A 26825-nucleotide genomic window follows, 5' to 3' on the forward strand; every position below is an offset into this window, starting at 1 on the left:
GGTGGCGGCCGAGTTCAAGATCCGGGCGGGCGAGTACACCGCCGTTGTCACGGCGCAGGCCGGTGCGCTGCGGGAGCTGCGCCACCGGGGACGGGACCTCATCGTTCCGTTCCCGGAGGGCGGGCCCATTCCCGACTACAGGGGCATCGTCGCTGCGCCCTGGCCGAACCGGATCGCCGACGGCAGGTACACGTTCGACGGCGCCGAGTACGAGGTTCCGGTCAACGAAACCGACCGCGGCTGCGCCCTGCACGGGCTGGCGTTCCCCCTCGACTGGGACCTGGAGTCGCAGAACGAGTCGTCGGTGACGCTGTCCTGCACGCCACAGCCGACGGCGGGATACCCGCACGAGGTGCGCCTCGTCGTCGAGTACCGGCTGGCGGAGGACGGCCTGCACAGCCGGGTCACGGCGTCGAACCTTGGCGGTACCGTGGCACCGTACGGCGTCTGCCCGCACCCCTACCTGGTGGCTGGACCCGCGCCGCTCGATGAGTGGACCCTTCAGATCCCCGCCGGGCGGTTCCTCGAGGTCACCCCGGACCGGCTGCTGCCCAAGGAAACGCGCACCGTGGAGGGCCATGAGTTCGACTTCCGCACGCCGCGCGCCATCGGCACCACAGAGATCGACCACGCGTTCACCGACATAGCGTTCGATGGCGGTGCGTCCGACGGCGGTACGCCCGACGCCGGCGGGCAGGCCCGCGTGCTGGTCCGGGACCCGGGCGGGACCGGCGTCGGAATGGCCTGGGACCGCACCTGCCGGTGGCTCCAGATCCACACCGCCGACAAGCAGCCGCCGGCCCCCAACCGGCTGGGCCTTGCCGTGGAACCCATGACCTGCCCTCCTGATGCCTTCAACAGTGGCGTGGACCTGATCCGGCTGGAGCCGGGCGCCGCGCACGAGGCATCCTGGAGCATCTTCGCCACGTGAGCGCTCAGGCAACGCCACGTCCTCCCGTCATGGAGGACGTGGCACGCCTCGCGGGCGTGTCCCACCAGACCGTGTCGCGGGTGCTCAACACCCATCCGAATGTCAGTGCCCAGACCCGCAGGCGTGTGGAACGTGCCATCGCCGAGCTGGGATACCGCCGCAACACCGCAGCGCGCAGCCTGGTCACCCGGCGTTCACAGGCCATCGGGGTCCTGGGCGCCGGCACGGCCCACTACGGCCCGGCAAACACACTGCTGGGTGTCCAGCAGGCAGCCCGGAACGAGGGCTATTCCGTCAGCATGGCCAGCCTCAGCGAGGTGACCACCGCCGGCATCCACGATGCCCTCGAACACTTCCTGCTGCAGTCCGTGGACGGGATCGTTGTGATCGTCCCGCACGAGACGATGCTGAAATCGCTGCACACCATTGCACTGTCCGTCCCGCTGGTGGCCGTGGGGTTCGGGGCGGATGAGCACCTGACGGTCGCGGCCGTGAACCAGCGCGTTGGTGCGGCCCTTGCCGTGCAGCACCTGGTCAACCTTGGCCATACCGCGATCGCGCACGTTTCCGGGCCGCAGGACTGGATTGACGCCGCGGCCCGGACAGAAGGCTGGCGGCGCACGCTGGAGCAGGCCGGCCTGCCGGAGGGCGTGCTGATCCACGGGGACTGGAGCGCCGAAAGCGGCTACCGCGCCGGACAGGAACTGGCAGCGGCAGGCAACGTCACCGCCGTGTTCGCGGCGAACGACCAGATGGCCCTGGGTGCGCTGCGCGCGTTCAGCGAGGCAGGCCTGCGCGTGCCGGAAGACATCAGCGTGGTGGGGTTCGACGACCAACCTGAGGCCGCCTACTTTGTCCCGCCGCTGACCACAGTGAACCAGGGCTTCAAGGAGCTCGGCGCGCGCTGCATCCGGATGCTGCTGTCCGACATGGCCCATGGCCCCTCGGCAGCGGCTTCGGTCCTCAACCCCAAGCTCGTGGTGCGGGGCTCCACGGCGCCGCCGGCAGGCTGACACCCTTACTGTGGATGCCATGGGTTTAGAAATTATTGTCATCGGCGGCAGCGGCCACATCGGCACCTTCCTCGTCCCGCGGCTGGTGCGGGCTGGCCACGAGGTCATCAACATCAGCCGCGGGACCTCCAGGATCTATGCCGACGCACCGGAATGGCAGCAGGTGCGCCACGTCATTGCCGACCGGCAACAGGAAGACCGGGACGGCACTTTCGGTGACCGGATAGCGGGACTGCAGGCCGACGTCGTCGTCGATCTGGTCTGCTTCACGCTCGAGTCTGCGACCGCGCTGGTCAGCCGCCTCCGCGGCGAGATCGGGCATTTGGTGCACTGCGGCTCCATCTGGCGCTACGGCAAGAGCCTCAAGCTGCCCATCGCCGAAGGTTCCGATTCGGCCGCCGCACCGTTTAACGAGTACGGCATCCAGAAGGACCGGATCGCGCGGATGCTGAAGGAAGAGACGGCCGACGGCGGTCTGGTCACCACATCCCTGCACCCCGGCCACATCGTCGGTCCCGGCTGGCACCCCACCGGTCCGCTCGGGAACCTCGACCCGGCCGTCTGGCACACGCTTTCGGCTGGTGAGATCCTGCAGGTCCCCGGCAGCGGGGCCGAGATGATGCACCACGTGCACGCCGACGACGTCGCCCAGGCGTTCGAGAAGGCCATCGGGCACCGGAACGCGGCCGCCGGGGAGGACTTCAACATCGTCGCGCCCACCGCGCTCAGCGTCCGCGGCTATGCCGAGACCGCCGCCGCCTGGTTTGGGCAGACGGCGAGGCTGGAAACAGTCACCTGGGACGAGTTCCGCCGGTCCACCACAGCAGACTATGCCGAGTCCAGCTGGGGCCACCTCCACCGCAGCCATTGCTTCACCATCGAGAAGGCCAGGTCCCTCCTCGGCTACGCGCCGCGGTACGAGCCCGAACAGGCCGTACTCGAATCCGTGAACTGGCTCATCGAGCACGGCCAGCTCCGCGTCTCCCGTCCGCTGGGCACCCTGGCGGGCTGAACCGCCGTCGACCTTCCCTGCTTTTAAACGCCTTTTAAACGCCGAGTCCCTCCCGCGGTGATACCGGGGAGGGACTCGGTGTATTTGCTAACGCGTCAGTGGATGACTTCGCGCGTCATGCCGAACGGGACCTGCTCGGAAAGTGCGGCCGTATAGTTTCCGGGCCGGTGACGCGTGACCAGGATGCCGTGCGTGCCAGTGAGCATCGCCAGGTCCTGGAGGTCCTTCACGGCTGCTTCGAGGTGCTCGTCCAGGGCGTGCCGGCTCGTGACGCGGATGTCGATGGAATCGAGGGAGGCGGTCATGGCGTGTCCTTTCTGCTGGCGGGAGGCTGGTTGGTTAGGTGTTCTCAGGCGAACGGCTGCCGGCCGCCACCGGCGCGGCCGGTTCGGCCGGTGCCGCGGTTGCTGCCGGTGCCTTGGTTTCGGTGGCGGGCGGCGTGGTCCTGAGCTTGAAGCGCTTGGCGATGGACGATCCGCCGCCGGCGCGGTTCTTGTTGAAGATGTCGAAGCCGACGGCGAGCAGCAGCACCAGGCCCTTGATGAGCTGCTGGTAGTCGGTGCCGAGGCCGAGTATGGACATGCCGTTGTTCAGGACGCCCATGATGAGGCCGCCGATCATGGCCCCGGCCACGGTTCCGATGCCGCCCTGAACCGCCGCGCCGCCGATGAAGGCGGCCGCGATGGAGTCCAGTTCGAAGCCCGTGCCGCCGGCGGGCTGCGCCGAGTTCAGGCGGGCCGTGAAGATCAGGCCGGCCAGGGCGGCGAGGACGCCCATGTTCACGAAAAGCCGGAAGGTCACAGCCTTGGTCTTGATGCCGGAGAGCTCGGCCGCGTGCAGGTTTCCGCCGATGGCGTAGGTGTGGCGGCCGAAGATGCTGTTGTTCATCAGTGCCGAGTAGGCGATGACCAGGCCGGCGAGGACCAGCAGCACGATCGGGGTGCCCCGGTAGCTGGCGAGGAGGAACGTGATGATGAGCATCAGCACGGCGATGAACGCGGTCTTGGTGGCGAACCAGGCCATGGGTTCGTTTTCCAGGTTGAACTTGCGGCGGACGCGGCGTTCCTTGATGGACTGGAACAGGAGGGCAGCGGTGCCGCCGACGCCGAGGATCACGGTGAGCCATTCGAGCACCGAGGTGCCGCCGGAGATGTCCGGGAGGAAGCCGCCGCCGAGGGCGCGGAGTTCATCCGGGAAAGGGGTGATCTGCTGGTTCTTCAGGGTGATCAGGGTCAGGCCGCGGAAGATCAGCATGCCGGCCAGGGTGACGATGAACGCGGGAATGCCGACGTAGGCGATCCAGTACCCCTGCCAGGCACCCACGAGGGCGCCGACGAGGAGGCACGCCGGGATCGCTGCCCACCAGGCCCAGCCCCAGTGGACGATCATGACGCCGGCGACGGCGCCGATGAACCCGGCGATGGAGCCGACGGAGAGGTCGATGTGCCCGGCGATGATGACCATGACCATGCCGATGGCCAGGATGAGGATGTAGCTGTTCTGGACGACGAGGTTGCTGACGTTCTGCGGCTGGAGCAGGATCCCGTCGGTGAGGACTTGGAACAGCAGGACGATCAGGATCAGGGCGACGAAGATGCCGACCTGGCGGAGGCGGCTTGCCAGGAAGCCGAGGGATTCTCGTAGGGCGGACATGTCCGTTATTCCTTCTCTTTTGTCATGTAGTGCATGAGGGTTTCCTGGGAGGCCTCGGCGATGGGGACTTCGCCCGTGACGTGGCCCGCGGACAGGGTGTAGATCCTGTCGCAGATGCCCAGGAGCTCGGGGAGTTCGGAGGAGATCACAATGACGGCCTTGCCCTGGGCGGCGAGCTCGGCGATGATCGTGTAGATCTCGAACTTGGCGCCGACGTCGATGCCCCGGGTGGGCTCGTCCAGGATCAGCACGTCGGGGTCGGAGAACATCCATTTGCTCAAGACCACTTTTTGCTGGTTGCCGCCGGAGAGCTTGCCGGTGATGGCCGCGACGGACGGGGCCTTGATGTTCATGCTCTTCCGGTAGCTGTTTGCCACCGTGGTTTCCTGGTTGCCGTCCACCCAGCCGCGTTTGGAAAGCTTTGCCAGGGCCGCCATGGAGATGTTGCGCTTGATGTCCTCAATGAGGTTCAGGCCGTAGTGCTTGCGGTCCTCGGTGGCGTAGGCGATGCCGTGGCGGATGGCCTCGGGGACGGTGGAGGTGTTGATTTCCTTGCCGTGTTTGAACACTTTTCCGGAGACGGCCCGGCCGTACGTCCGGCCGAAGACGCTCATGGCCAGTTCGGTGCGGCCGGCGCCCATGAGGCCGGCGAGTCCCACCACTTCGCCCTTGCGGACGTTGAGGCTGGCGTTGTGGACCACGGTGCGGGTGTGGTCCTGCGGGTGCTGGACCGTCCAGTCTTCGATGCGCAGGACTTCCTCGCCGATCTGCGGTTCGCGTTCGGGGTAGAGGCTGTCCAGGTCGCGGCCCACCATGCCGCGGATGATGCGCTCCTGGGTGATCTCGCCCTGGTCCACGCGCAGGGTCTCGATGGACTTGCCGTCGCGGATGATGGTGACGGCGTCCGCTACCTTGCGGATCTCGTTGAGTTTGTGGCTGATGATGATGCTGGTGACGCCCTGGCCCTTCAGGTGCAGGATCAGGTCCAGCAGGTGGTCGGAGTCCTCGTCGTTCAGGGCTGCGGTGGGCTCGTCCAGGATCAGCAGCTTCACCTCCTTGGACAGCGCCTTGGCGATTTCGACTAGCTGCTGCTTGCCCACGCTGATGTGCTGGATGGGCGTGACCGGATTTTCGCTCAGGCCCACCCGGGCCAGCAGCTTGGCTGCTTCCAGGTTGGTCTTGCGCCAGTCGACCCAGCCGCGGGAGGCCAGTTCGTTGCCCAGGAAGATGTTTTCCGCGATGGACAGGTACGGGCTCAGTGCCAGCTCCTGGTGGATGATCACGATGCCGCGCTTCTCGCTGTCGCTGATGGACGCGAAGTCGCACGGTTCGTTCTCGAAGAGGATGTCGCCCTCGAAGGTGTTGTGGGCGTAGACGCCGGAGAGCACCTTCATCAGGGTGGACTTGCCTGCCCCGTTTTCGCCGCAGATCGCGTGGACCTCGCCGCGGTTCACGTCCAGGGTGACGTCCTGGAGGGCCTTGACGCCGGGGAAGGTCTTCGTGATCCCGCGCATCTGAAGAATGGGTACGTTCATTGGTTATTTCCCGCTGATCTGTTCGATGAGCTGATCTGTTTCGGTGGGTCGATCTGTTGGGGGTGCGGGGGCGCCTGCGGCTGCAGGCGCCCCCGCCGTGCTGCTATTTGGTGCGATGCTGCTACTTGATGTCAGCGTCGGTGTAGTAACCGGAGTCGATCAGTTCCTGCTTGTAGTTGTCCTTGGTGACAATGACGGACTTCAGCAGGTACGCCGGGACAACCTTGACCTTGTTGTTGTAGGTCTTAGTGTCGTTGACCTCGGGCTCCTGGCCCTTCAGGACGGCGTCCACCATCTTCACGGCCTGCTCGCCGAGCTTGCGGGTGTCCTTGAAGATCGTGGAGTACTGCTCGCCGGCGACGATGGACTTCACCGAGCCCTTTTCCGCGTCCTGGCCGGTCACTACCGGCAGGGCGCCCTTGGAGTAGCCGCCGGTGCTGGTCAGGGCGGAGATGATGCCGATGGAGAGGCCGTCGTAAGGTGACAGCACGCCGTCGAGCTTCTTGCCGGAGCCGTAAGCGGCGGTGAGGATGTCTTCCATCCGCTTCTGGGCGGTTGCGGCCTGCCAGCGCAGGATGGCCGCCTGCTCGAACTTGGTCTGGCCGCTGGGAACCTTGAGGGTGCCGGCATCCAGGTACGGCTTCAGGGTGTCCATGGCGCCGGTCCAGAAGAAGTTGGCGTTGTTGTCGTCCGGGCTGCCCGCGAACAGTTCCACGTTGAACGGGCCCTTGCCGTCGACCTTCTTGCCGGAGGCATCCACCAGGCCAAGGCCGGTCAGCAGGGACGTTGCCTGCTGGACGCCCACCTCATAGTTGTCAAAGGTGGTGTAGTAATCAACGTTCGGAGTGCCGTTGATGAGCCGGTCGTAGGCGATGACCTTGACGTTCTGTTCCTTGGCCTTCGCCAGGACATCTGTCAGCGTGGTGCCGTCGATGGCCGCGACGATCAGGGACTTCGCACCCTTGGTCAGCATGTTCTCAATCTGGGATACCTGGGTGGGAATGTCGTCATTGGCGTACTGGAGGTCCGTCTTGTAGCCGAGCTTGGCCAGGGAGTCCGAGACGTTCTTGCCGTCAGCGATCCACCGCTCCGACGTCTGCGTCGGCATGGAGATTCCCACCAGGGCGCCGGCAGCGTCGGCGCTGCTGGTTCCGGTGGTGGCGCCGGGGCGGCTGCCGCAGCCGGTGGCCCCCACCGTCACAGCCAGGACGACGGCGACGGCGCCCAGCAGTTTCTTGATTCTCACGTTATTCTCCTTCCGTGGCCTGGTTAAGCCACGAATCGGTGCTTGAGCGGAAAGCGTATGTACTTTCCGCCGTCGCCGGCCACTCGTGTCCGGCGTACCGAGGCCGTTCCGCAGGACCGGCACCGGAGGGCTGTCATTCCGGAGCGGAGACCCCGGCTGCTCCAACATTTCTGTTAGCGCTAACAATCTTGGACAATATTATCCGTGGTGGCGCTGTGAAGCAAGACACAAATTGGTGACGACGGCGGCTCCCGCCCGGCCCGGTTCCGTCGCCTCTTGAGGGCGGAGAAGGTGAGTAGGTAGACTGGTCTACCTACTCATCTTAGTGTTGGAGGTATTTCCGTGGCTGCATCTGAAGTCCGGCCGGCAATGAAGCGGCGGCCTGCCCGCGCGTCGCTCCTCGAGGCTGCGGCGCGGCTCTTCTATGCCGACGGGGTTTCCGCAACGGGCATCGACTCCATTACGGCTGCGGCCGGTGTGGCCAAGAAAAGCCTTTACAACAACTTCACTTCCAAGGCGGATTTGGTGGCGGCCTACCTCGCTGCCCGCCATGAGGAATGGCTAACTCTCTACCGGGGGCGGGTTGCGGCGGCGGCCACTCCCCGGGAACGGGTTCTGGCAGTGTTCGACGCCTACATTGACCACGCGAACTTCGCCTACGAACACGGCTTCAGGGGCTGCGGGCTGCTGAATGCCGCCGCGGAACTGCCCGCGGGGGCTCCGGGGCGGCAGGCCGTGCGGCAGCACAAGGAAGAAGTCGAGGGCCTCCTGCGCAAGCACGTCGCGGAGCTGCTGCGTGGGCAGGATAAGACGGCTGCCAGAGTGGCCCGGCACCTGGCCTTCCTGCTGGAGGGTTCCATGGCCAGGGCGGGCCTTGAAGGCGAAGACGGCTGCCTGCAGGAGGCCCGGATGATCGCTGCCCAGATGTTGGAGCAGCTGTGAGGGCGCTGCTTGGCCGTATGAACGGGCCCCTTCTCGGTGCCATTTTCGTTGTGGGTGCGTCGGCGCTTTGGGGCACGACGGGAACGGCTGCCACGTTCGCGCCGTCCGTGAGTCCGCTCGCCATCGGTGCGGTGGCGATGGGCATGGGCGGGCTGCTCCAGGCACTCTGCGCGGTGCAGCCGATAGCGTCCCATTGGGTCAACCTCCGCGGCCGGTGGCTGCTCGTCGTACTGGGGGCGGCCGCCGTCGCGGTTTACCCTCTCGCCTTTTACAGTTCCATGCGCCTAGCTGGCGTGGCGCTCGGAACGGTAGTCTCGATCGGCTCGGCTCCGCTGGCGTCGGCGGTTATCGAGCGGTTGGCGGAGAAGAAGGTGCTGACCCGCCGCTGGATGCTCGGCGCGCTGATCGGGGTGGCAGGCGCCGGGCTCCTGAGTTTAGCCGGTGACAGTGCGGAACGTCCCGGCGCCCTTGCCGGCACCTGGGCGGTGCCCACTGGTGTCGGTCTGGGGCTGGTGGCGGGCGTGACCTACGCGCTGTATTCGTGGGCCGCCCACCGCCTGATCAGCGGGGGAGTGCCGTCCCGGGCCGCCATGGGTGCGGTGTTCGGGCTGGGCGGACTGCTGCTGATGCCCGTGCTCGCCATGACAGGCCGGCCGATCCTTGAGTCGTGGACCAATTTCGCGGTGGGGGCCTACATGGCGCTTGTGCCGATGTTCGCAGGCTACGTCCTGTTCGGATGGGGGCTGGCCCGCGTCCGCGCCAGCACCGCAACGGGCCTTTCCCTCATGGAGACCGTCGTCGCCGCCGTGCTGGCGGTCGTGGTCGTGGGGGAGCGTTTGCCGGCGCTGGGGTGGGTCGGCGTCGTTATGGTGCTGGGAAGTCTGTTCGTCCTGACGCCCCGGGCGACCGCCAGCGCGCTCCCCTAACCGCTTCTGTCAGGCGGTCAGGGGATTATCTTCTCGGCGCGGTAACGGTCGAAAAGCCGCTGGAAGGAGTCTTCCGTGCGTCTGTAGCCGGTAAAGCCGGCCAGGCGGCTCTTGCTCATGTCTGCGAGAACCTCCATTTGGCGTCCCAGATCGGCGTCCGTGTGCCACCACGATGCCACCCGTGACAAGTCGGCCTCGGCGAGACCGTGAGTGGCGGCGATTTTGCCCCATTCCTGGTTCATGCCGTGCATCTGTTCCTCAAGCGGCCGCGGCGAACCCTCGTAGCCTTCGGCTTTCACACCAAAGTAAGCAGCCAGCTTCGGCCACATCCAGCGCCACCTGAAGACGTCCCCGTTGACCACGTTGTAGGCCTGATTGCCCGCGTTTTCTGTGGTGGCGGCCCAGATCATGTGCTCGGCAAGGAGTTCACCGTCGGTCATGTCCGTGAGGCCGTTCCATTGCGTCTCGGATCCGGGGAAGACGAAGGGCTTGCCGAGCTCCTTGCATAAGGTTGCCTGTGCCGCCAATGTCAGGCCCATGTTCATTGCGTTACCCACGGCATGACCGATCACAGTGTGCGAACGGTGCACGGACCAACGGAAACCCTGACGTTCCGCTGCCGCCCACAGCTCGTCCTCCTGCGCGTAATAGAAGTTCGGTGCCGGCAACCGGGGCTCTTCCTCGCGGAAGGGGGTGTCCGGAATGGGGCCGGCCCCGTATGACTCGAACGGGCCCAGGTAGTGCTTTAGGCCGGTCATCAGTGCCACGTGTTCGACGGGGGCATCGTTCAAAGCATCGAGCAGGTTGCGAAGCATCGCCGCGTTGACGGCGATGTTTTCTTGCTCGGTGTCCTGCCTCGCCCACGCGGTGAAAAACACGTGCGTGGGATTCTCATTGCGAAGTGCCAGGGCGAGGCTGTCCGCTGACAACAGATCCGCTGCGATGTGCCTGGCGGGCGAACCGGTTACCGGATTCCTGGACAGCGAAAGAACTGTCCAGCCACCATTCCGATTCAGTTGCTCAACAATGGCCGAGCCAGCGATGCCGCTGGCGCCTACAACCAGCGCCGTCCTCGGGTGATTGACGGTGGGGGTGGTCATCGGTACCTGACTTTCTTGCTCATGCCCGCCAGTGTAGCCTTCGGGGCACGGCCGTCGCGGGGTCAGTTCCCTTACCTGTTTCAACCCGTCCTATTTGAATCCCGATAATGGGGATTCCGGTGACCCGAGGATCAGGACGCCATGGTGGTCTGGAGTGCACTCGGCAGCCGAATACAGAGCGCGAGGTGGGAACCGACCTGGAGGGCTTTCTGCAGGCGCGGAAGGTGGAGTTCGATGTCTCGTGCGACGGCACTTGCGGCGGCCCAGTCGCCCAGCGCCAAGGCCAGCTCAAGTTCACTGCACAGCTGGTTCATTCGTAGCGCACCGACCAGCCACGATTTCGTCTTCAAGTTCAGTGAAGCATCCAGTGCCAGATCCCTGTCCCGGGCACGAACGGTGCACACGATCTGTTCAACGAACCCGGGGAGAAGGGCCATGTAATCAGCGGTAAATGACTCTGCCGCCGCCAGTGAAGCTTGCCCCACGAGTTTCTGGAGGTGTTGTACTTCCAGCGTCAGCCTAACTCCCTCGTTCAGTTGTTTCCCCCTGCGCACTACGCAACTCCTTCCCCGCCCACATCGGGTGTGCATCCCGGTCCAGGTGCCAGAAGCCGTATCATTTCGGCGGCTGTCAGCCTGATGTCCTGCACCCTTGCAGGCTATGGCCAGTGTGCTTGGCCGGCATCAATGATGGCGCAGCCAACGCGCAGTATGAGATCAAGAAATTGCAAGCCTTACGGCCGGGTGCATCTTGTCCGGTGTAGTTTAGTCGGACTGCCTGCACAGTGCTGCCCAGGCTTGAAAACCGCCGATAAGGTCGGTCGCGCGCGTCAGCCCCAGCCGCTGCAGGGTGTGTGCTGCGAGGCTGGAGCTGTAGCCCTCATTGCAGACGACTACGATCCGCCGTGCGGGGTCGTCAGCGATCGGGAGGCGGTGGGGGCTGGAAGGGTCGAGCCGCCACTCGAGCACGTTTCGGTCAATGACGAGGGCACCGGGCAGCTCACCGTCGCGGTCTCGCTGATCGGCCGGCCGTGTGTCAACAACAAGGGCGCCCGCTGCCATCTCCCGCTCAAGATCCGAAGCGTGAACACGCTCGAGCCCGATGCGGCTCTCAAGCAGCAACTGGTTGATCGTAAGAGTCCCGGGGGAGTGGCTCGGATCTAAACTGCGTTGGCGGGCCGCGTCGCCGTCGTCGGAGATAGGACCCTGCTTCACCGTTTTCCTCGCTTTTTCTGCCGGTCTATCGGTCGTTCCACCATGAAGCGAAATGATGAGCTACTTTGGGCGTCAATTTCAAGGGTATGGAGGGAGTCAGGTCAAGTGGAGATGCGATCGAGCCTCCAGGTTCAAGATTGAAACGGCGACGCTGGTGATGAATTTGCGGTCGGGTCGCGGCGGCGCGAGGACGAGATCGTCCTTGGATGGGAAGTGACGGTGGAACGTCGACTTGGCAACCCCTGATGACTGGATCAATTCGTTGACGCCGACATCCCGTAGACCCCCGGGAGGGTGACTGTGGCATCAGTCAGTGTTGGTGCCTTCATGACACAGCCGACGGCAGGCGCCCGTCCCTAGGGCATGATTTTGTATACGTCGATAACAGTTTCCTCAGGCATGGAGGTAAAACCACCCTCGATTCCCTGCTGGAAACGAGGAAGAAGCGTATTGTCCCGGAACTGTTCCCAGCTCGCCTTGGAATCGTGGACAGCCATAATCGTCCAGCCGCCCGTCGAAGGACCGGCGGCATGAAAGATCTGCCCGGCGGGCAAGCGCCCTTCCCCCGGATGAACAGCGGCAATAGAGGCTTCGTACTGCTCCTTAGTGCCCTCTGCAAAGAAATGCACAATCCCGTATGCGGTGGCGTTCATAGCTGCTCCTCTGGATGATATGAATGGCAGGTGCAACCATGCTGGACCCTTCCTGACTCCGCGGCAATGGGCACCAGATCATCCACTGGGGGTGGACCCGGTCTGCGGAGTCCATCCGAGGGCGGGACCCAATTTGCCGGCGATGTCGGTAAGGATCTGGACGTAATCCTCGTGGTCGAAGCTGAAGGGCAGTGCGAAGGCCACCTCGTCGACTTCCCGGAATCCTGCGTGGGCGTACAGCTGCTGGGCGATGTCATCGCTGGTGCCGATGAGATCCGGGGCGAACAGCATGCCCTTTGGCCCCTGCAGCGCCCGTGTGCGGGGAGTCCGCTCATCGACGTACCGCTGGTACTTTTCCCGCTGACCAGTCGATGCTGAATCGGTCGGGATCACCACCAAGCCCTGGGAGACCCGGGCCGGCGCATGCCCGTGGGCTGACGCGGCGGCTTCCCGGAAGGCCCGAATCTGCGATTGCTGAGCGCGGGCAAAGTCCGGTTCCTGATCCGTGCCGGGAAAGAGCACACTGCTGGAGAGCAGATTGAAGCCGTTTGCCCCGGCCCAGACGGCCGACTTCATGCTGCCCGCCCCATACCAAAGGCGGTCCCGCAGCCCGGGAGAGTGCGGCTCGACGCGGTTGGAGAATTCCTCGACCACGCCTTGCTTGCCGGAAAAGTCCCGCACCGGTTCCCCTGCGATCAGGCGGGCAAGCCGATCCACGCGGCCGTAGCCAAAGTCCTCCAGCTCTGAGGAATCCGGGTACAGCTCGTGCTTGACTGTGTCGTAGTGCATTGGTTCCCCCACGCTCAGCCCCGGATTGATGCGTCCCCCGGCGAGCAGGTCCACGGTGGCCAGGTCTTCGGCCAGGCGCAAGGGGTTTTCCCAGGCCAGCGGGGTTACCGCGGTTCCCAGCTCGATCCGGGAGGTGCGCTGGCTGGCGGCGGCCATCATCGCAATGGGGGAGGAGATGCCGAACTGCAGATGGCGGTGCCGCAGCCAGGCGCTGTCGAATCCAAGCCGCTCACCAAGTTCGATGATGTCTAAAGTGGATTGGTGGCCCGCGGCGGGAGCCGCCGGATCGAACAGGCCAATAGTCAGGAATCCAAGCTTTTGTAAGGGACGTGAGGTGTCGGGCATGGGCTTCCTTCGGGATCGGAGTACGGCTAATCCTCAGAATATGCGCCCGACCTGGCGGTTCTGCCAGCGGACACAAGAATGCAGGGCCGGCGGATTAACCGCCGGCCCTGCATTCACCGCAACCTGCATCAGGCAATTACCACATCACCAGCGAGTCACACTTACCAAAGCGCCCCGGAGCCGGAGCGTGCCGGAGTCTCTAGGAGCGCAACCTTAGGAGCGCAGGAAGAACGTGGCCGCAGTCCGCTCGTCCTTCCCCACCTTCGCCAAAACGAGGCCCCCGTTCCGAAGCGCCAGATAGGAACCCGGCACGTCGACCGACTCGAACGAGGCGCCGGCAGCATCGGAGAGGCCGCCCCGCTGCAGGAAGGCCGACGACGACCCCTCCCGGGAAGAAGCGGCGGTGACGGTGACGCCCTCGTGCGCCAGGAATGCACTCTCGGCCGACGAGGTGCGGGAGCTCGGTTACGTTTCCCCGGAGCAGCGCGTTGCCCTCGATCTGCAGGACCTGTCGCTGTGGGACACCTCTGCGGTAACCGCCAACCTGAAGCTGCCTCTGACCGGGCCGAACGGCTCGGCCTATGCCTGGTCCTCCTCGGATCCGGCCACCGTGTCCACCCAGGGAGCCGTGACCTGCCCGGGCCACGGAACGCGGGCTCCGCGCCACGGCACGGTCCTGCCCGTCACCAAGGCGGAGCTGGATAGGCTGCACGCGCAGCTGTGATGAAGTTCTGGATTACTGAGCCAGGGGGCTTCGCCGGTACCGGCGCAGCCCCTTGGCCTATTTCTATTTCTTGCCGTACTTCTTGTGGACAGCCTGCTTGCTGACGCCGAGGGCATTCGCAATCGCCTCCCAGGACAGACCCGCCAGGCGTGCCCGCCGGACCAGGGCTGCTTCCGCCCGTCCGATTTCGCGATGCAGCTCAGCAACGGCCTGCAGGCCATTCACCGGGTTGTCGCCGTCCATGGATCCCACCAATGTTCTCAACCGGTCCACCTCCATGGCGTCAACCTTAGTTGACGAATCTCGTCGCGTCAATGAAGGTTGACGTCAATCCCGGGCCTACAATCCTTTGTAGTGATTTTCGCCCGCCCGCAAACATCGGAGTTTCTATGATCCGGAAAGCCCTCGCCGGCGATGCTGCTGCCCTGGCTGACCTGGCGGCGGCCACTTTCCCGCTCGCTTGCCCGCCGGGATCCTCGCCGGAGGACATTCGGCTCCACCTCGAGCGGACGCTCAGCGAGGGCAACTTCGCCGAGTACCTCGCCGACAGCAAGATCGCCATCCTGGTGATCGACCAAGCCGGCCGGCTTGACGGGTACACCCTGCTGGTCGACCGGCAGTCAATGGACCCTGACGTGCTCGGCACCTTGGGTGGACAGCGCTCGGTCGAGCTGAGCAAGTGCTATGTGCATCCGGACCACCACGGACGGGGCGCTGCCTCCACGCTCATGCAGGCCTCTTTGGACCGGGCCGCGGAGCAAGGGGCAGCAAGTGTCTGGCTCGGGGTCAACAGCCAGAACGCCAAGGCCATCCGGTTCTACGAAAAGTCAGGCTTCACCAAAGTCGGGACGAAGTCATTCACCCTGGGGGACTCCGTGGAGAGCGACTTCATCCTGGAGTGCCACCTTCCGCGGAAGGGCTGACGACGGCGCTCCCGTGAGGCGCGCGCCTCCTCGGGAAGGAGGCGAGTAGCTGCTGCCGCAAAGTCAGCCGGCTGCTCCGGACCACCACGATCACTGCGAGCAATCCTGTCAGCAGCACGACGGCGCCGCCGGCCGCCACTGACCAGCGGGGGCCGAAGGTGCTGCCGAGCCAGCCCATGAGCGGGGCCCCCAAGGCGGTCCCGCCCTGCAGGGTTGCCAGATAGAGGGCAAGCACTCGTCCCCGGAACTGCGGCTCCACTGAGAGCTGGATGCTCGTATTGCAGCTGTTCAGGAAGGTAATCGAGGCGAGGCCCACCGGGACCAGGACCGCGGCGTACAGCCAGAACGACGGCGAGACGCTGCCGATCAGGGTAAAAAGGCCCAGCCCCAGCGCTCCGCCAAGCAGGAAACGCAGCCGGGGCCGGGACCTGCGTGCTGCGAGCAGTGCTCCGGCCAGTGTCCCGACAGCCATGATGGAGCCCAGGAGTCCGAATTCCCCGGGCCCCATCCCGAATTCCGCCGTGGCCATCAGGGCATTGGTAATGGGGAAGTTCATGCCGAAGGCCCCCAGGATGCCCACCAGGACGAGGATCAGCACCAGGTCCGGACGGCGGCGGACGTAGCCCAGTCCTTCGGCAACCTGGTGTTTGCTGCGGACGGCCGGCGCGGCCGGGACCAGCTCCGCTGCGCGGATCCGGGCCAGCGAGATCAGGACCGCAGCGAAGCTGGCAGCGTTGAGCAGGAAAACGGGGCCGGTGCCCACCCAGGCAATGAGCACTCCCGCGATTGCGGGTCCTGTAAGCCGGGCGGTGTTGAAGGAGGCGGAGTTGAGGGACACTGCATTGGCGATATGGTCCTGTCCCACGAGTTCGGAGACGAAGGACTGGCGTGCCGGCCCGTCAACGGCGCTGGCCAGCCCAAGGCAGAGGGCGGCTGCGTAGACATGCCACAGTTGCGCTGCGCCGGTCACCACCAGGAGCCCGACGGCCAGCCCGCACAGCCCCATTGCCGACTGTGTCCACAGCAGGATTAAGCGTTTGCGGTGCCGGTCCGCGAGCACTCCTGCGTAGGGGCCAAGCAGCAGCATGGGAAGGAACTGCAGGGCCGTGGTGATGCCGACGGCGGTGCCGGAGTGGTTCGTGAGAACGGTCAGGACCAGCCAGTCCTGTGCGACCCTCTGCATCCAGGTGCCGATGTTGGAAATGAGGGCCCCGCCGGCCCACAGCCGGTAGTTGCGGTTCTGCAGTGCCCGGAAGGTGGTGCTCATCGGCCGCTCATCTCCTGCATGATCTGCGCGGCGCGGCTCAGTGTCAGCCGGTCCTCAGGGCTCAGTCCAGCCACCCGCCGGGCCAGCCAGGCCGTCCGCTGTTCCCGCGCCTCTTCCAGGACGTCCACACCGGCAGGGGTGATACCTACCTGAATTTGGCGGCCATCCTCCGGGTGCGATGACCGGGACACGAACCCCTGCTCCGCGAGGGCGTTCACGATGCGGGTCATCGAAGGCGCCTGTACGTGCTCCCGTGCCGCCAGCTCCCGGGGCGTGCGCGGGCCGTCGCTGTGGAGCTGGGCCAGCACCGTGTACTGGCCAGGCGTGATGATGTCTCCGGTCGCTTCGACCCGGAGCCGGCGGGAGGTACGCATCACGGCGGTCCGCAGGTCGATCGCCAGGATGTCCGGCCTGATGGATTGTGGGGTTTCTCGGTGTGCCGCTTCGGTCGCAGGCATTGCGGAAGCGCGCCTCCTTTTCGTGGCCAAGTCGGTTAGCAAGTTACTCAGCAGTTTAGTTAGCTAAGCTAATTAGCTTCTCTAACCATCATCCTCCGGGTGTTCCTGTGAGGCAACCGCTAGCTATGCGAATGTGAGCTATTTCGCCTTCGGTGCGGCCGTGCTTGCCCGGATCACAAGTTCAGTGGGCACCAGGGTGACGCCGGGTTCGGTGGTGTTGGTGCGGATCTGCTGCAGGACGTTGTCCACGCACCGGTTGCCGACGTCGGCGAAGTTCTGGTGGACCGTGGTCAGCGGGGGAGCGTACGAGGAGGCTTCGGGGACGTCGTCGAACCCGACCAGGCTGATGTCCTCGGGAACTGATTTTCCCTTTTCCCGGAAGGCCCGCAGGAGGCCCAGGGCCATGTGGTCGTTCGCCGCGAACACCGCCGTGCAGGCGGGTTCGCCGGCGAGCCGGAGCCCTGCCGCATAGCCGGAGTCCGCTGACCAGTCACCGCGGAGCACTGGCGGCACTGTTTTGCCGGCGGCGGTGAGGGCGCTGCGCCAGGCGGCGGTGCGCCGTTCGGCGGCGAAGGATTCTTCGGGGCCGGCGACGTGCCAGACCGTCTCGTGGCCCAGATCCAAAAGATGCCGGACTGCTTTCTGGGCACCGTCGGCCTGGTCGGTGTCCACCACGCTGTACTGCTCGCCGGCGTCGGAGTCGACGACGACCACCTTCACTCCCGGGGGCAGCGTAACCGTCGCTGCATCCAGGAGGTGGACCTCCATGATGGCGATCACCGCGTCGACGGCAAGTTCGCCCATGCGGGAGAACGCACCCTGGATCCCGGCCTGGGTGGGGGCGGTCACCGGGATCAGCGTGATGGCGAAGTCCTGCCGGGCGGCGTGCAGTGCGATGGCCTCAAGGGTGCGCATGTTCCCCAGCGAAGACAGCGAGAACGTGATCACCCCGATGGTCCGGAAACTCCCGCGCTTGAGCGCCCGCGCCGCGCTGTTGGGCCGGTATCCCAGTTCGTTCATCGCCGCAATGACCTGGCGCCGCGTGCTTTCGATGACGTCCGGGCTCCCGTTGGACACCCGGGAGACCGTTTGGGAGGAGACGCCGGCGAGCTTCGCGACGTCGGCCATGGACACCTGCGGCTTGCGCCGCAGCGCGCCACCTGCCGCGCCCTGTGCGGCGGACAGATTGTGGACCGGGGGTTGACCGGGTTCGTGCTCCATGTCACCATCGTACCAATCATGTTTGCGCAAACACTAACAAAAGCTCACATCGATGTTTGCGCAAACAGAACACTTCCCGTCACCCGCCAAGTGACGCAGCCCTACAGAGGACCCTTCATGACAATGACGTCCCCGCAAGTCGCAGCGCGAGCCGGAGAGGCTACGCCGGCTGGCCGGACAACCCGCCGCGCCAACCGCCGATCCTGGGCCGGCTGGTGGTTCATCTGCCCGTTCATGGCCGTGTTCGCCCTGGTTTTCCTGGCCCCGATCGCCTACTCCATCTACCTGAGCGTTTTCCGCAACCAGCTCATTGGCGGTAAGGCGTTCGTGGGCCTGGACAACTACGCCCGGGCCCTGGGCGACGCGCAGTTCTGGTCCGCGCTGGGGCGGGTTTCGCTGTTCCTGGCAGTCCAGGTTCCGGTCATGCTGTTCATCGCCCTCGTTGTGGCCCTCGCCCTGGACAGCGGCCGGCTTTACGGAAGGTCGTTCTTCAGGATCTCGATTTTCCTTCCCTACGCCGTGCCGGCGGTCGTCGCCACGCTCATGTGGGGCTTCATGTACGGCACCCGCTTCGGCCTGGTGGGAAACATCAACCAGGCCTTCGGCCTCAACCTGCCCAGCCCGCTCTCCTCGGAACTGGTGCTGGCCTCCATCGGAAACATCGTCACCTGGGAATTCATCGGCTACAACATGCTGATCTTCTACTCCGCCCTGACTGTCATCCCCAAGTCGCTCTATGAGGCCGCCGAGATCGACGGCGCCGGCCAGCTGAGGGTCATCACCGCCATCAAGCTGCCGGCCATCCGGGGCGCCATCGTGGTGGCCAGCATCTTCTCCGTGATCGGCAGCTTCCAGCTCTTCAACGAGCCCAGCATCCTCAAGAGCCTCTCACCCAACACCATCTCGACCTACTTCACACCCAACCTGTACGCCTTCTCCCTGTCGTTCTCCGGGCAGCAGTACAACTACTCCGCCACGGTGGCGATCATCATGGGGCTGATCACCATGGCCATTGCCTATGCCGTCCAGGTCCGCGGCATGCGAAAGGAGCGCTGACCATGAGCGTTCAGACAACCGCCCGTCCCGGCAGCGCCGGCGCAGCATCCCCGGCAAGACTGCGCACCACGCGTATGCGGTCCCCCCGGACAGGACGGCGTTCGCGCCGGAGCGTGGCTCTGACTCTCCTGATGGGCCTTGTCCTGCTCTACAGCCTGGCCCCGCTGTTCTGGCTGCTGGTCAACGCCACCAAAACCCAGGACGGCCTCCTCAACTCCTTCGGCCTGTGGTTCGACGCCGATTTTGCCCTCTGGGACAACATCGCCCGGACCGCAACGTACGACGGCGGGATCTTCCTTCGTTGGTTCGCCAACACGGTCCTCTACGTCGTGCTCGGCGCCGGCGGCGCCACGTTTCTGGCCGTCCTCGGCGGCTACGCACTGGCGAAGTTCGACTTCCCGGGCCGGAAGGCCGTGTTCGCCGTCGTGATCGGCGCGGTGGCCATCCCCGGCACGGCCCTCGCCGTCCCCACGTTCCTCATGTTCAGCCAGATGGGACTCACCAACACTCCGTGGGCCGTGATCATCCCCTCGCTCATCTCGCCCTTCGGCCTGTACCTCATGTGGACCTTTGCCTCCGAGGCCATCCCCACCGAGATCATGGAGTCCGCCCGGATCGACGGCGCCAGCGAGGCACGCACGTTCTTCCAAGTCTGCCTGCCGCTGCTGACTCCGGGCATCGTCACCGTGCTGCTCTTCACCATGGTGGCCACCTGGAACAACTACTTCCTGCCGCTGATCATGCTGAAGAACCCGGACTGGTACCCCCTCACCCTGGGCCTGAATGCCTGGAACGCGCAGGCCGCCACCGCTGGCGGGGAAGCCATCTTCAACCTCGTCATCACCGGCTCCCTGCTCACCATCCTGCCGCTGATCGCAGCGTTCCTGCTGCTCCAGCGCTACTGGCAGTCCGGCCTTTCCGCCGGAAGCGTCAAAGAATAACGCCCCGTCCACCCTCATCAACAACGCAGTTAGAAGGAAGACCATGATCAAGACCCTGACCCGCCGCGGCCTGCTGCAGAGCTCCGCCGTCGCCGCCGCGCTCGCTCTGGGGCTCACCGCCTGCGGAGGCGGCGGCAACGCGGCGCCGCAGCAAACGGTCAACAGCGACGCCGTCGAGCAAGCCCTCCAGAAGGGCGGCAAGCTGACGGTGTGGGCCTGGGACCAGTCGCTGAAGAAGGTCGCCGAAGGCTTCGAAGCCAAGTATCCCAACGTGGACGTCAACCTCGTCAACGCGGGCACCGGCAACGACCAGTACACCGCCCTGCAGAACGCCATCTCCGCCGGCTCCGGCGTGCCCGACGTCGCGCAGATCGAATACTACGCACTTCCGCAGTTTGCCCTCAGCAAATCGCTGGCAGACCTTGGTCAGTTCGGCGCCGCCGACCTCGACGGCACCTTCACGGCCGGCCCGTGGTCCTCGGTGCAGGCACAGGGCGGCGTCTACGGCCTTCCCATGGATTCCGGCCCCATGGCCCTGTTCTACAACAAGGAACTGTTCGACAAGCACGGCATCGCAGTCCCCACCACGTGGGATGAATTCCTCGAGGCCGGACGCGCGCTGAAGAAGGCGGACCCCAAGGCCTACATCGCCAACGACACCGGGGACGCCGGGTTCACCACCAGCATGATCTGGCAGGCCGGCGGCAAGCCCTACCAGGTGGACGGCACCAACGTCGGCGTCAACTTCTCCGATGAAGGGTCCACCAAGTTCGCCGAGACCTGGCAAAAGCTCATCGACGAGGACCTGCTGGCCCCCATCAGCTCCTGGAGCGACGAGTGGTACAAGGGCCTGGGCAACGGAACCATCGCAACCCTGTCCACGGGCGCCTGGATGCCGGGGAACCTCGTCTCCGGCGTCGCCGACGGGGCCGGCAAATGGCGGGTCGCCCCTCTGCCGCAGTGGGAGAAGGGTGCCACCAGCAGCTCCGAAAACGGCGGCAGCTCCCTGGCCATCCCCGCCGCCGGCAGCCAGGCCGCGCTCGCGTACGGCTTCCTGAAGTACTCCAACGTGGAGGAAGGCGTCCAAACCAGGATCGACGGCGGGGCGTTCCCCGCCACCTCAAAGGACCTCGCGTCCGAGAAGTTCCAGAACACCCAGTTCAAGTACTTCGGCGGCCAGAAAGCCAACCAGATCTTCGCCGAATCAGCGAAGAACGTTCCCGCCGGCTGGTCCTACCTGCCCTTCCAGGTCTACGCGAACAGCATCTTCAACGACACCGCCGGCCAGGCCTACGTCTCCGGCACCAAGCTCAAGGACGGCCTGACCGCATGGCAGAAAGCCTCGGTCAAGTACGGCACCGAGCAGGGCTTCACGGTCAAGGAATAACAGCCTCAGGTAAACCGCCCCACCCCGGCGGACGCGCCAGCCCGGCGCGTCCGCCGCCATCCCAGCCCACAGCCACCAAGCACACAGCCACCAAGCACACGGCCATCCCAGCTTCGCTGCCGCCCAAATGCGCCTACCCAGCCGCGCCCAAAATAGGAGATCCATGTCCCTCGCCACCAACCACCGCTGGCTGCGCTGGCCGTCCCCGGACACCAAGCGGCTGGCCTTCGGAGCCGACTACAACCCCGAGCAGTGGCCCCGCGCGGTCTGGGCCGAGGACGTCCGCCTCATGCAGGAGGCCGGAGTCAACATCGTCTCCCTCGCCATCTTCTCCTGGGCCCGGCTCCAGCCCACGCGGGATACCTGGGACTTTTCCTGGCTCGACGACATCATCGACCTGCTCCACGCCAACGGCATCGCGGTGGACCTCGCCACGGCCACCGCCTCCCCGCCGCCCTGGCTCGCCGCCGAGCACCCGGAAATCCTGCCGGTCACCCACAACGGCGCAACCCTCTGGCCGGGCGGCCGGCAGCACTGGCGGCCCACATCCCCGGTCTTCCGCGAGCACGCGTTGACCCTCGTGCGCACCATGGCGGAGCGGTACAAGGCCCACCCCGCCGTCTGCGCCTGGCACGTTTCCAACGAACTCGGCTGCCACAACATCTATGACTATTCCGACGACGCCGCGGCCGCCTTCCGCCTCTGGCTGCAGAACCGCTACGGCACCCTTGAGGAGATGAACACTGCCTGGGGGACCGACTTCTGGTCCCAGCGCTACGCGGACTGGAACCACATCTTCCCGCCGCGGCAGGCAGCGTCCTATCCGAACCCCACGCAGCAGCTGGACTTCAAGCGCTTCTCCTCGGACTCACTGCAGGACTACCTCCGCGCCGAACGCGACATCCTCAACAGCATCACCCCGGACATCCCCGTCACCACCAATTTCATGGTGATGGGGGAGACAAAGGGAATGGACTATGCAGCCTGGGCCGCCGACGTCGACTTCGTCTCGAATGACCACTATGTGGTCCTGGGCCCGCAGGACCACGACGAGCTGTCCTTCTCCGCGAACCTGACCGGCAACATCGCCGGCGGCAGCCCCTGGTTTCTCATGGAGCACTCCACCAGCGCCGTCAACTGGCAGCCCGTGAACACGCCCAAGAAGCCCGGGGCCCTCGCCCGGGACTCGCTCACCCACGTGGCCCACGGGGCAGATGCGGTCTGTTTCTTCCAGTGGCGGCAGTCGCGCGCCGGGGCGGAAAAGTACCACTCAGCGATGGTGTCGCACGCCGGCAGTGACAGCAGGCTCTTCCGCGACGTCAGCGCCCTGGGGCGAACCCTTGGCGAACTCTCGGCGATCACGGGCAGCCGACGAGAGCCGGCAAAGGCTGCGATCCTTTTCGACTGGGACTCTTGGTGGGCCAGCGAGCTGGACTCCCATCCGACCGACCGGCTCCGCTACCGGCAGGAGGCCCTCGACTGGTACTCCGCGTTCCTGGTCAGCGGCATCCGCGCCGATGTCCTCCCGGCGGCGGCCTCCCTCGAGGGGTACCAGCTGGTCATCGCGCCGGTCCTGCACGTGGTGCCGGCGGAGCTGCGTTCGCGGCTGACGGCTTTCGTCGAAGCAGGCGGGCACCTCGTGACCACCTACTTCTCGGGCATCGTGGACCAGAACGACCACGTGTGGCTGGGCGGATACCCCGGCGCACTCAGCGACCTGCTGGGGATCCGGGTCGAAGAGTTCGGGCCGCTGGCTCCGGGGGAGGAGGCCACACTCGACGACGGGTCAACCGGAACGCTGTGGGCCGACTCGGTGGCCACCACGTCGGGCGACACGAAGGTCCTGCGCCGGTTCACGTCCGGCGACCATGCCGGCGAACCGGCCGTGACCCGGCGCACCGTGGGCAACGGATCCGCGGGCTACGTGGCGACGCGCCTCGGACCCGACGGCCTGGTCCCGGTCCTGCGGGAATTCGCGCATCTGGCCGGCGTCGAGTCTGAACTGCCCGCGGAACTCCGTGGCGCCGTCGAACTCACCGTCCGCACGGCGGAGGACGGGCGCTTCCTTTTCCTGATCAACCGCACGGACCAGGCCGTCGACATCTCGGCGGTCCCCGGAACCCCGCTCACGCGCGAACGTACTGCCGAACGCACCGCCAAGCTTGCCGCCCGCGGCGTGACCGTTCTACACAACCCCCGCTAAACCAAAGCCCCAAATAGAGCAGCAGTCCCCAGAGATCAGCAGCATCACCGCACCGAAGGGAATTCAATGACGAACAGATCCAGACGGCCCTGGGCCGTGACCGCCGCCGGCGTTACCGCGGCGGTCTTCTCCGCAGGGCTCGTGGCCGGCCCCGCGCTCGCCGCACCGGCACCGGCCAAGGCAGCCGATGAAACCGTGCCGGCGGGCGCCGTGACGGTACGGCCGGACCCGTCCTACCAGGGCGAGGCCTTCGAAGGCTGGGGCACCAGCCTGGTTTGGTTCGCCAACGCCACCGGTGACTATCCGGACGAAGTCCGCAACAAGCTCGCGGACATGGTTTTTGGCGACGACGGGCTGAACCTCAACATCGCGCGGTACAACGTCGGTGGCGGCAACGCCCCCGACGTGAAGGACTACCTCCGTGCCGGCGGCGCCGTCGAGGGCTGGTGGAAGGCGCCCGCCGGCACCACGCGGGAGGACAAGGACTGGTGGGATCCGGCGAACCCGGAGCACTGGAACCTCGACAGCGACCAGACGCAGCGCTGGTGGGTGGACCGGATCAAGAACGACGTCACGCACTGGGAGGCCTTCAGCAACTCCCCGCCGTGGTTCCAGACGGTCAGCGGCTACGTTTCGGGCGGCTTCAACTCCTCGCAGGACCAGCTGCGGACCGAAAGCGTTGACGATTTCTCGTCCTATCTGGTGGGCGTCGTCAAGCAGCTTGAAAAGGCCCACGGCATCAAGATCGACACGATCGATCCCATGAACGAACCGAACACGCCGTACTGGGGAACCAGCCTCAACGCGTCCGGACAGCCCGTCGGCGGCCGGCAGGAAGGCGCCCACATGGGCCCCGAACTGCAGCAGAAGGTGGTCCAGTCGCTGGCCAAGGCCCTGGCCAGCGCGGACACCGGCGCCGCCATCAGCGCCATGGACGAGACCAACCCCTCGACGTTCGCCAACAACTGGAACAGTTACTCCGCCGAAGCCAAGGAGAACGTCGCGCAGCTCAACGTCCACACCTACGGGACCGGGCAGCGGACGTCCGTCCGGGACATCGCCAAGGGCGAGGACAAGCCGCTCTGGATGAGCGAGACCGGCGGCTCGTGGATGGACGGGCAGAACTTCACGAGCATGCAGCCCGGCCTTGGCCTGGCCCAGCACATGGTCAATGACCTCCGCGAGCTGGAGCCCGAGGCCTGGGTGTTCTGGCAGCCCGTTGAGGACTACAACAACATGAAGCCGGGCGGCGAAAGCGCCATTGGCTCCAACTGGGGCGAGATCCAGTTGCCGTTCGACTGTGCCGCCGGGGACACCCTCGAAAGCTGCCCGATCTACACGAACACCAAATACAACACCGCGCGGAACTTCACACACTTCATCAAGCCCGGGGACCGTCTGGTTACCGTGAACGACCTGAACAGCGCAGCCGCGGTCTCGGACTCCGGCGCCACCGTGGTGCACGTGAACGACAGCAAGCAGCAGCGACCCGTGGCCCTGGACCTCTCCGGATTCGGAGCCGTCCAGGGAAACGCCACCGTGACGCCGGTGACCAGCGACGCGTCCGGCGCGCTGGTGGAGGGCGAGCCGGTCGCCGTCGGAAAGGACCGCACGGCGGTCCTCACGGTGCCCGCCGAGTCCGTCACGACATTCCTGGTCAACGGTGTGCACGGCGTGGCGAAGGACGCCGCCCTCGCGCAGGCGGACCACGTCTACAGCCTCAAGGGTGTGGAAAGCGGCAAGTCCCTTACCCAGGGAACCGGCAGCGCCGCCGTCATCCGTTCCGGCGCCGGCGCGGACCAGCTGTGGAACATCCGCCGCCTCAGCGGCGAAAACAGCAGCCGTGCCCGCTACGCCATTGAAACGGCCGACGGCGGGCGGCAGCTCGCCGTCGTCGACGGAACGCCCCAGCTGGTGCCGGCGGAGGCAACGCCGGCTGAGCCCTCGCAGTGGACCATGTCCACCACCGGCGACGGCACGTACACGTTCGTCAACGCGGCAACCGGCCGGCTCCTCGAGGTGGGCGGTCATGCCACCGCCGACGGGTCGCCGGTGACGCTGTGGACCGCCAACTCCGGTGAGAACCAGCGCTGGCGGGTCATCGATGAAACTGTCCAGGGATTCCAGAACGTCACAGCTTTCACGGTACCCGGGACCACGCCGCAGCTGCCCGCCACGGTGGTCCCCGTGTACCGCGGAGGCGCCCGCGGCGAACTGCCGGTGACCTGGACGATGCCGCCGGAGACCCGGTGGAGCAAGCCCGGAACCGTCGACGTGCGCGGAACAGCGACGGACGTCCTGGGGGCGGCCCATCCGGTGACAGCCAAGGTCACCGTCGACACGCTCGTCTCGACGCTTCCGGCGAGGGCCAAGACCTACGTTGGCGGAACGCCCTCGCTGCCCGCCACCGTGACCGCGCTGACTGCCGGCGGCAGCAAGGTGGAGCGGCCGGTAATCTGGGACGCGGCTCCCGCGTTCACCGAGACCGGCGTGGCCAGTGTGGCAGGCACAGCCGACGCCGCCGACGGACGGACGCTGCCGGCCACCGTTCGCGTCCAGGTCACGGCGGGAACGGCGGACAACGTGGCCGACGACGGCGGTGCCACGTTCAGCGCCTCCTTCACCGAGCCGGGGTACGGCACGGCCGGACTGGGCAACGGCAACCTGACGGACAAGGCCTGGTCCAACTGGAAGTCGGGCACCAAGAACACCACCGACACCCTGTCCGTCTCCCTGGCCCAGCAGAAGACGGTGACCGGCGTGAAGGTCCACTTCTACCGCGACGGATCAACTGACAGCTACGCGCAGAGCCTGCAGGTTCAGACCCAGGCCGCCGACGGCACGTGGAAGAACGCCGGTGCTGCGGTGCCGGTGCCCGGTGGCAGCCCCGCCCCGGTGGTCACGGTTCCGGTGGCCAACGTGGACACCAAGGGCGTGCGCGTGGTGCTCACTGCCCGCACGAACACCCACATGACGGTGAGCGAGGTCCAGGTTCTCGCCTCGGCTCCGGGCCAGTCCTCCGACGCCGCCGCAGCCGGGATTTCCGTCAACGGCCAGCCGCTGGCCGGCTTCGACCCGGACGTCACCGCCTACCGGGCTGAGGCTCAGGGAGGGCGGCAGGAGGTCACGGCCACCGCAGCTGACCCGTACGCGACGGTCACCGTGCAGCCGGCTGACAAGCAGACGGGAACCGCCGTGGTCACCGTCAAGAGCGAAGACGGAAGCCAGACCCGGACCTACGAGGTGGTGTTCGGCCGGTAGTAGCCTGGCGTTCCTATAAGTCAGG

The 26825-nt window shown here is 65.9% G+C and carries 26 protein-coding genes and 1 pseudogene; 12 read left to right on the forward strand and 15 right to left on the reverse strand.

What is annotated here, in order from left to right; translation table 11 throughout:
* The first annotated feature begins 1 nt into the window (after position 1).
* From LFT45_RS01460 to LFT45_RS01470, 3 genes are read left to right on the forward strand one after another with little or no spacing between them, the layout of a single operon-like run.
* A complete protein-coding gene (locus LFT45_RS01460) occupies positions 2-931 on the forward strand; it encodes an aldose 1-epimerase family protein (protein WP_236808784.1) in 930 nt (309 codons plus the stop codon).
* Complete coding sequence (locus LFT45_RS01465; RefSeq protein ID WP_442863583.1) at positions 928-1944, forward strand: LacI family DNA-binding transcriptional regulator; 1017 nt, start codon at positions 928-930, stop codon at positions 1942-1944. Before LFT45_RS01460 ends, LFT45_RS01465 begins: the two co-directional genes overlap by 4 nt.
* A gap of 19 nt (positions 1945-1963) precedes the next feature.
* On the forward strand, positions 1964-2956 hold the full coding sequence (locus LFT45_RS01470) for an NAD-dependent epimerase/dehydratase family protein (RefSeq protein ID WP_236806196.1): 993 nt from the start codon (positions 1964-1966) through the stop codon (positions 2954-2956).
* 95 nt (positions 2957-3051) lie between these two features.
* Here LFT45_RS01470 and LFT45_RS01475 read toward each other — a convergent pair whose 3' ends face one another.
* The 4 genes from LFT45_RS01475 to chvE all read right to left on the reverse strand — a co-directional run bounded on the left by LFT45_RS01475 (position 3052) and on the right by chvE (position 7390).
* The gene (locus LFT45_RS01475; protein WP_236806197.1) at positions 3052-3261 is read right to left on the reverse strand and encodes a hypothetical protein; all 210 of its coding nucleotides are present in this window, start codon (positions 3259-3261) and stop codon (positions 3052-3054) included.
* Between the two features lie 34 nt (positions 3262-3295).
* The gene (gene mmsB / locus LFT45_RS01480) at positions 3296-4609 is read right to left on the reverse strand and encodes a multiple monosaccharide ABC transporter permease (protein ID WP_236806198.1); all 1314 of its coding nucleotides are present in this window, start codon (positions 4607-4609) and stop codon (positions 3296-3298) included.
* A gap of 5 nt (positions 4610-4614) precedes the next feature.
* Positions 4615-6144, reverse strand: a complete 1530-nt coding sequence (gene mmsA, locus LFT45_RS01485) for a multiple monosaccharide ABC transporter ATP-binding protein (protein WP_236806199.1) — start codon at positions 6142-6144, stop codon at positions 4615-4617.
* Positions 6145-6265: 121 nt separating this feature from the next.
* A complete protein-coding gene (chvE, locus tag LFT45_RS01490) occupies positions 6266-7390 on the reverse strand; it encodes a multiple monosaccharide ABC transporter substrate-binding protein (RefSeq protein WP_236806200.1) in 1125 nt (374 codons plus the stop codon).
* 369 nt (positions 7391-7759) lie between these two features.
* Between chvE and LFT45_RS01495 the strand changes: the two genes are divergently transcribed.
* A complete protein-coding gene (locus LFT45_RS01495) occupies positions 7760-8332 on the forward strand; it encodes a TetR/AcrR family transcriptional regulator (RefSeq protein WP_236808798.1) in 573 nt (190 codons plus the stop codon).
* A gap of 17 nt (positions 8333-8349) precedes the next feature.
* Positions 8350-9258 carry a DMT family transporter gene (locus LFT45_RS01500; protein ID WP_236806201.1) on the forward strand — a complete coding sequence of 303 codons (909 nt, stop codon included), beginning with the start codon at positions 8350-8352 and terminating at the stop codon, positions 9256-9258.
* Positions 9259-9275: 17 nt separating this feature from the next.
* On the opposite strand, the gene LFT45_RS01505 is transcribed toward LFT45_RS01500, so the two are convergent.
* The 7 genes and pseudogenes from LFT45_RS01505 to LFT45_RS01535 form a co-directional block, all read right to left on the reverse strand.
* Positions 9276-10358, reverse strand: coding sequence for an SDR family oxidoreductase (locus tag LFT45_RS01505; RefSeq protein ID WP_236806202.1), 1083 nt, complete (start codon positions 10356-10358; stop codon positions 9276-9278).
* A 131-nt stretch (positions 10359-10489) separates the two neighbouring features.
* A complete protein-coding gene (locus LFT45_RS01510) occupies positions 10490-10795 on the reverse strand; it encodes a hypothetical protein (RefSeq protein ID WP_236806203.1) in 306 nt (101 codons plus the stop codon).
* Positions 10796-11122: 327 nt separating this feature from the next.
* A complete protein-coding gene (locus LFT45_RS01515; RefSeq protein WP_336885595.1) occupies positions 11123-11572 on the reverse strand; it encodes a rhodanese-like domain-containing protein in 450 nt (149 codons plus the stop codon).
* 183 nt (positions 11573-11755) lie between these two features.
* Positions 11756-11830, reverse strand: a pseudogene (locus tag LFT45_RS01520) (TetR/AcrR family transcriptional regulator); the annotation flags it as partial.
* A 98-nt stretch (positions 11831-11928) separates the two neighbouring features.
* Positions 11929-12225 (reverse strand): hypothetical protein, encoded by a 297-nt coding sequence (locus LFT45_RS01525; protein WP_236806204.1) that lies wholly within the window; start codon positions 12223-12225, stop codon positions 11929-11931.
* A 78-nt stretch (positions 12226-12303) separates the two neighbouring features.
* Positions 12304-13359, reverse strand: a complete 1056-nt coding sequence (locus LFT45_RS01530) for an LLM class flavin-dependent oxidoreductase (RefSeq protein ID WP_236806205.1) — start codon at positions 13357-13359, stop codon at positions 12304-12306.
* 213 nt (positions 13360-13572) lie between these two features.
* Positions 13573-13788, reverse strand: coding sequence for an AbfB domain-containing protein (locus LFT45_RS01535; RefSeq protein ID WP_236808808.1), 216 nt, complete (start codon positions 13786-13788; stop codon positions 13573-13575).
* Here LFT45_RS01535 and LFT45_RS01540 point away from each other — a divergent pair.
* Positions 13763-14083, forward strand: coding sequence for an immunoglobulin-like domain-containing protein (locus tag LFT45_RS01540; protein ID WP_236806206.1), 321 nt, complete (start codon positions 13763-13765; stop codon positions 14081-14083). The genes LFT45_RS01535 and LFT45_RS01540 overlap by 26 nt on opposite strands.
* Before the next feature lie 63 nt (positions 14084-14146).
* Here the strand turns inward: LFT45_RS01540 and LFT45_RS01545 are convergent, their stop codons facing one another.
* Positions 14147-14362 (reverse strand): AsnC family protein, encoded by a 216-nt coding sequence (locus LFT45_RS01545; protein WP_236806207.1) that lies wholly within the window; start codon positions 14360-14362, stop codon positions 14147-14149.
* A 110-nt stretch (positions 14363-14472) separates the two neighbouring features.
* On the opposite strand from LFT45_RS01545, the gene LFT45_RS01550 reads away from it, so the two are divergent.
* Positions 14473-15006, forward strand: a complete 534-nt coding sequence (locus tag LFT45_RS01550) for a GNAT family N-acetyltransferase (protein WP_236806208.1) — start codon at positions 14473-14475, stop codon at positions 15004-15006.
* Here the strand turns inward: LFT45_RS01550 and LFT45_RS01555 are convergent.
* From LFT45_RS01555 to LFT45_RS01565, 3 genes are all read right to left on the reverse strand, one after another.
* A complete protein-coding gene (locus LFT45_RS01555) occupies positions 14972-16273 on the reverse strand; it encodes an MFS transporter (protein ID WP_236806209.1) in 1302 nt (433 codons plus the stop codon). The genes LFT45_RS01550 and LFT45_RS01555 overlap by 35 nt on opposite strands.
* Positions 16270-16731 carry a MarR family winged helix-turn-helix transcriptional regulator gene (locus tag LFT45_RS01560; protein WP_236806210.1) on the reverse strand — a complete coding sequence of 154 codons (462 nt, stop codon included), beginning with the start codon at positions 16729-16731 and terminating at the stop codon, positions 16270-16272. Before LFT45_RS01560 ends, LFT45_RS01555 begins: the two co-directional genes overlap by 4 nt.
* A 138-nt stretch (positions 16732-16869) precedes the next feature.
* Complete coding sequence (locus tag LFT45_RS01565) at positions 16870-17952, reverse strand: LacI family DNA-binding transcriptional regulator (RefSeq protein WP_336885596.1); 1083 nt, start codon at positions 17950-17952, stop codon at positions 16870-16872.
* A gap of 123 nt (positions 17953-18075) precedes the next feature.
* On the opposite strand from LFT45_RS01565, the gene LFT45_RS01570 reads away from it, so the two are divergent.
* The 5 genes from LFT45_RS01570 to LFT45_RS01590 all read left to right on the forward strand — a co-directional run bounded on the left by LFT45_RS01570 (position 18076) and on the right by LFT45_RS01590 (position 26800).
* Positions 18076-19008 (forward strand): carbohydrate ABC transporter permease, encoded by a 933-nt coding sequence (locus LFT45_RS01570; protein ID WP_236808817.1) that lies wholly within the window; start codon positions 18076-18078, stop codon positions 19006-19008.
* A gap of 2 nt (positions 19009-19010) precedes the next feature.
* Positions 19011-19949, forward strand: a complete 939-nt coding sequence (locus LFT45_RS01575; RefSeq protein WP_442863584.1) for a carbohydrate ABC transporter permease — start codon at positions 19011-19013, stop codon at positions 19947-19949.
* Positions 19950-19992: 43 nt separating this feature from the next.
* Positions 19993-21336: an ABC transporter substrate-binding protein gene (locus LFT45_RS01580; RefSeq protein WP_236806211.1), complete on the forward strand. Its 1344-nt coding sequence runs from the start codon at positions 19993-19995 to the stop codon at positions 21334-21336.
* Between the two features lie 163 nt (positions 21337-21499).
* Positions 21500-23539, forward strand: a complete 2040-nt coding sequence (locus tag LFT45_RS01585; RefSeq protein WP_236806212.1) for a beta-galactosidase — start codon at positions 21500-21502, stop codon at positions 23537-23539.
* 66 nt (positions 23540-23605) lie between these two features.
* On the forward strand, positions 23606-26800 hold the full coding sequence (locus LFT45_RS01590; protein WP_236806213.1) for an Ig-like domain-containing protein: 3195 nt from the start codon (positions 23606-23608) through the stop codon (positions 26798-26800).
* Positions 26801-26825: the final 25 nt, after the last annotated feature.

The organism is Arthrobacter sp. FW305-BF8 (assembly GCF_021789315.1).
Classification (GTDB): domain Bacteria; phylum Actinomycetota; class Actinomycetes; order Actinomycetales; family Micrococcaceae; genus Arthrobacter.

Excerpts from the sequence above, each read along its gene's own strand:
- LFT45_RS01470 (WP_236806196.1), top strand. The coding sequence starts at position 1,964 with ATGGGTTTAGAAATTATTGTCATCGGCGGCAGCGGCCACATCGGCACC.
- LFT45_RS01475 (WP_236806197.1), bottom strand. The coding sequence starts at position 3,261 with ATGACCGCCTCCCTCGATTCCATCGACATCCGCGTCACGAGCCGGCAC.
- mmsB (WP_236806198.1), bottom strand. The coding sequence starts at position 4,609 with ATGTCCGCCCTACGAGAATCCCTCGGCTTCCTGGCAAGCCGCCTCCGC.
- mmsA (WP_236806199.1), bottom strand. The coding sequence starts at position 6,144 with ATGAACGTACCCATTCTTCAGATGCGCGGGATCACGAAGACCTTCCCC.
- LFT45_RS01495 (WP_236808798.1), top strand. The coding sequence starts at position 7,760 with ATGAAGCGGCGGCCTGCCCGCGCGTCGCTCCTCGAGGCTGCGGCGCGG.
- LFT45_RS01500 (WP_236806201.1), top strand. The coding sequence starts at position 8,350 with ATGAACGGGCCCCTTCTCGGTGCCATTTTCGTTGTGGGTGCGTCGGCG.
- LFT45_RS01505 (WP_236806202.1), bottom strand. The coding sequence starts at position 10,358 with ATGACCACCCCCACCGTCAATCACCCGAGGACGGCGCTGGTTGTAGGC.
- LFT45_RS01510 (WP_236806203.1), bottom strand. The coding sequence starts at position 10,795 with ATGGCCCTTCTCCCCGGGTTCGTTGAACAGATCGTGTGCACCGTTCGT.
- LFT45_RS01525 (WP_236806204.1), bottom strand. The coding sequence starts at position 12,225 with ATGAACGCCACCGCATACGGGATTGTGCATTTCTTTGCAGAGGGCACT.
- LFT45_RS01530 (WP_236806205.1), bottom strand. The coding sequence starts at position 13,359 with ATGCCCGACACCTCACGTCCCTTACAAAAGCTTGGATTCCTGACTATT.
- LFT45_RS01545 (WP_236806207.1), bottom strand. The coding sequence starts at position 14,362 with ATGGAGGTGGACCGGTTGAGAACATTGGTGGGATCCATGGACGGCGAC.
- LFT45_RS01550 (WP_236806208.1), top strand. The coding sequence starts at position 14,473 with ATGATCCGGAAAGCCCTCGCCGGCGATGCTGCTGCCCTGGCTGACCTG.
- LFT45_RS01555 (WP_236806209.1), bottom strand. The coding sequence starts at position 16,273 with ATGAGCACCACCTTCCGGGCACTGCAGAACCGCAACTACCGGCTGTGG.
- LFT45_RS01560 (WP_236806210.1), bottom strand. The coding sequence starts at position 16,731 with ATGCCTGCGACCGAAGCGGCACACCGAGAAACCCCACAATCCATCAGG.
- LFT45_RS01565 (WP_336885596.1), bottom strand. The coding sequence starts at position 17,952 with ATGGAGCACGAACCCGGTCAACCCCCGGTCCACAATCTGTCCGCCGCA.
- LFT45_RS01570 (WP_236808817.1), top strand. The coding sequence starts at position 18,076 with ATGACGTCCCCGCAAGTCGCAGCGCGAGCCGGAGAGGCTACGCCGGCT.
- LFT45_RS01575 (WP_442863584.1), top strand. The coding sequence starts at position 19,011 with ATGAGCGTTCAGACAACCGCCCGTCCCGGCAGCGCCGGCGCAGCATCC.
- LFT45_RS01580 (WP_236806211.1), top strand. The coding sequence starts at position 19,993 with ATGATCAAGACCCTGACCCGCCGCGGCCTGCTGCAGAGCTCCGCCGTC.
- LFT45_RS01585 (WP_236806212.1), top strand. The coding sequence starts at position 21,500 with ATGTCCCTCGCCACCAACCACCGCTGGCTGCGCTGGCCGTCCCCGGAC.
- LFT45_RS01590 (WP_236806213.1), top strand. The coding sequence starts at position 23,606 with ATGACGAACAGATCCAGACGGCCCTGGGCCGTGACCGCCGCCGGCGTT.